Genomic DNA, 3,312 nt, shown 5'->3' with positions numbered 1-3,312 from the left:
GCGGCAGAGCAGTGACGCCGGACGCTTACTTTCCAGCACTCTTCCGGTAAGGAGAGGTCACAGATTTGGGCGATGGCATCGAACACGTCGGCGAAGTTCTGGGGTTCGATGTGTCGAAGGTGTGCTTTAAGTTTGGAGAAGGCCATTTCTATCGGGTTCAAATCGGGGCTGTATGACGGCAGGAACAGGAACCGGCAGCCTGCTTAAAGCATGGACTTGGCCGCGACAGCTTTCTTGTGGGGAGCAAGGTTGTCGAGAATGAATACTTTGCTGGACTGCAGTTCGGGCATGAGGACCTTTTCGACATAAGCGGGAAGAGCAAAGTCATCCATTGCGCCTTTGATTACCCAGGGCGCAATCATGGCATCAGGCGTGCACCCGGCAACGAAGGTTCGCGTCCCCCAAGCTCCCAAGGAGCCATAAATCACCAAACGGCCCCCCTGCCGCGACCATCACCGCTTGCGTGTCAGGTTGGATTTGACAGATGTTTCATCTATGAGAATAGAGCGTTTGGGTTGAGCCGATACGACTGGACTAGGATGCCTGTACTAATCTCCACGCTGTTTCCTGACCTTGGCGCGGCGTCGCTCAGCGGCGACCAATGTCTTGTATTGTATCTGAACTGAGTTTGTGAAGGAACTTGCCGATGGCATTCAGATGCGCCTGAACACCCTTTTTGTACGTTAAGGTGGCAGCCAGCTCGGGCTTCGTGAAATTTCCATACTGCGCGATGAGCTCCGTGAAAACGGCGCTGGGAGGGTCGAGCTTGACTTTACCTTGAGGGCGCCTCTGCGGGGCTGGGAGAACCCTACCTGTACGCCGAATTGCATGCGCCCAACGGGCTCCAGTCGCCGGTGACAGCGTCAATCGCAAAGCCGCATCCCGCCCGCACTCATTGAACTGCGCCGGGATTGCCGGAGGCTGATTGTGGTTAGTTACGCGGCCATGTCTTCACTTTGCAGAGCTGCGTAGAAGTTGACCTGCGCCTCGGCTGGCGGGATGTTTCCGATGGGCTCGAGGAGGCGGCGGTTGTTGAAACAGTCCACCCATTCAAGTGTCGCGTATTCGACGACTTTGAAGCTGCGCCAAGGGCCACGACGATGAATGACTTCTGCATGTAGAGGCCGTTGATGGTTTCAGCCAAAGCTTTGTCATAGCTGTCGCCGACACTGCCGACTGAAGGTTCGATACCGGCCTCGTCCAACCTTTTGGCGTAGCGAATGGACAGGTATTGCGAGCCGCGGTCGCTTTGATGAACCAGGCCCATGGCTTTCGTGAGTCACCGGTCATGAACTGCCTGCTCTAGGGCGTCCAGGACGAAACCTGTTTGCGCTGACGTGCTGGCGCGCCAGCGGACGATCTTGCGGGCACAGGCGTCGATGACGAAGGCGACATACACGAAGCCCTTCCAGGTAGCGACATAGGTGAAATCGCTGACCCAGAGCATGTTGGGTGCCGGGACGCGGAACTCGCTGTTCACCTTGTCCTGCGGGCATGGGGTCTTCTTGTCCGGGATGGTCGTCCGGTGCGGTTTGCCCCGAATGATGCCCTGAATGTCCATGTCCCTCATCAGCCGCGCCACCGTGCAACGCGCGACAACGAAGCCTTCCCGGAGGAGCTGCCGCCAGACCTTGCGGACGCCGTAGACCTTGTAGTTCTCCTCCCAGACGCGTTCGATCTCGGGCCGCAGGGTGGCATCACGACGGGCGCGGTCCGAAAGCCGTGGCGGGTTGGCCCGCTTGGCGAGGCGATCATAGTAGGTGGAAGGAGCGATCGGCAGCACCGTGCAGATCGGCTCGACCCCATGCGCATCCCTGTGCGCCTCGACAAAATCCACCATAACTTCGACCGGCAGTCGAGATCCGCCATCGCAAAATATGCGCTTGCCTTCCGCAGGATCTCGTTGGCCTGCCAGAGCTCTCGGTTCTCCCGCTCCAGCGCCGTCATCCTCTCGGCCATCTCGCTGGGAACGCCTGCGCACCTGCCACTGTTGACCTCGGCCTTCGTGACCCAGTCGTTCAGCGTGTTCGCCGAGCAACCGATCTTCGCTGAGATCGACGTGATCGCCTGCCAGCGAGATCCGTGCTGACCCTCGCCGTCGAGAACCATCCGCACTGCGCGCTTGCGCACCTCAGAGGAAAATTTGTTCGTTGTCGTGCTCATGAAGCTCCACCTTGCTCAGGAGTTGGAGCCTTCGGCAAACCCGGGCGGATCACATCATCGCGAACCAAGCACCAGCAAAGTGCGCCGGACGCTCGAGCAATTTANATCGCGAACCAAGCACCAGCAAAGTGCGCCGGACGCTCGAGCAATTTAAGGGCTCCACGCCCGGCGCGCTTGCCCAAATCGACGACCATAACCATGAAAACCAGACCCGCAGACTCTCATCATGAATGAGGAAGCCTCGGGGGGCAGGTCATGTGAAACTGATGGGCATAGCCTCATGGCACGAGACTTCGACCGGGAGGTTGCCGAAACCCAAGTCCGCATCGGCGTGCTCAATCGCTACACCGCACTTGGCATCCCCGACACTGAGCCAATAGGGAAAGTGTGTCCGGGGAAAGGGGAAGACCGACCTTCAAACACTTTGAGCAACAAAGCCGACAGATTCCCGACATCGCTGAGAGATAAGCTAGACACGTTTCTTGTAGACTTCAGCGATAGAAGTTATCATCTTTAGTCAAACGACTATTATCTATAGATAGACGCTCATCAACATTGAATGACGATCATTGGGATCATCAGAGACTGTCCAACTCAAAGGCAATATTAGGGTCATCAAAATGAGCGTAGAACCACTAGTTCAAGCCTGTAAGCTTTTTGACCTGCTTAACTGCATCGAGACAGACTTGGGGCTTTCCTGCTGGTCGGAGGATGAGCGTAGGATAATCTACGCGCTCGTCGACTTGGGAAAGAATGGACAACATGTTCCGAGCCGCAGCGTGAGGGAACACCTTTTTTGTCGTAACATAGCCACTCCAACGTTCTATCGCGCTCTTCGAAAGTTGACAGATTCGGGAAAGATAAGAGTGCCTAATGGTCGCAAGGCTGGCGTATACGTCCTCTGCAAGTGATTTCTGTCTGACGTCAGCGCTACTGGACAGGGTAGCGTCTGACGAGCGAACCCGAGACCAGTTTCCTCCTCCAATTTGCGGTACACTCTGTCCCATCGTGATGTGCTACCCGACAAGCCCTCGGCCGTTGTCAGATTTTCAGCCATCGATCTGGTGAACGGGCTGGTTTCGTGCGCTGATTTCATAAGCTCCGTGACCTGCTCCCCGAGACTCCCTCATTCATGATGAGAGTCTGCGG

The 3,312-nt window shown here is 56.6% G+C and carries 1 protein-coding gene, 2 pseudogenes and 1 other annotated feature; of the genes and pseudogenes, 1 reads left to right on the top strand and 2 read right to left on the bottom strand.

Annotated features, from left to right (window positions below):
* Both EP376_RS23700 and EP376_RS22480 read right to left on the bottom strand, forming a co-directional pair.
* A partial coding sequence (locus EP376_RS23700) for a transposase (protein WP_206074834.1) occupies positions 1 to 188 on the bottom strand: 188 nt, incomplete at its 3' end.
* A 747-nt stretch (positions 189 to 935) separates the two neighbouring features.
* Positions 936 to 2,163 (bottom strand): annotated as a pseudogene (locus tag EP376_RS22480) (IS3 family transposase).
* Positions 1,766 to 1,882, bottom strand: a sequence feature (AL1L pseudoknot). It overlaps the preceding pseudogene by 117 nt.
* Before the next feature lie 268 nt (positions 2,164 to 2,431).
* Here EP376_RS22480 and EP376_RS22475 point away from each other — a divergent pair.
* A pseudogene (locus EP376_RS22475) lies at positions 2,432 to 2,545 on the top strand (IS5/IS1182 family transposase); the annotation flags it as partial.
* Positions 2,546 to 3,312: the final 767 nt, after the last annotated feature.

Source organism: Alexandriicola marinus (genome assembly GCF_004000435.1).
GTDB lineage: Bacteria > Pseudomonadota > Alphaproteobacteria > Rhodobacterales > Rhodobacteraceae > Alexandriicola > Alexandriicola marinus.
Note: the sequence above shows the minus strand (reverse complement) of the source record. Positions and strands in the feature narration are given on the sequence as shown.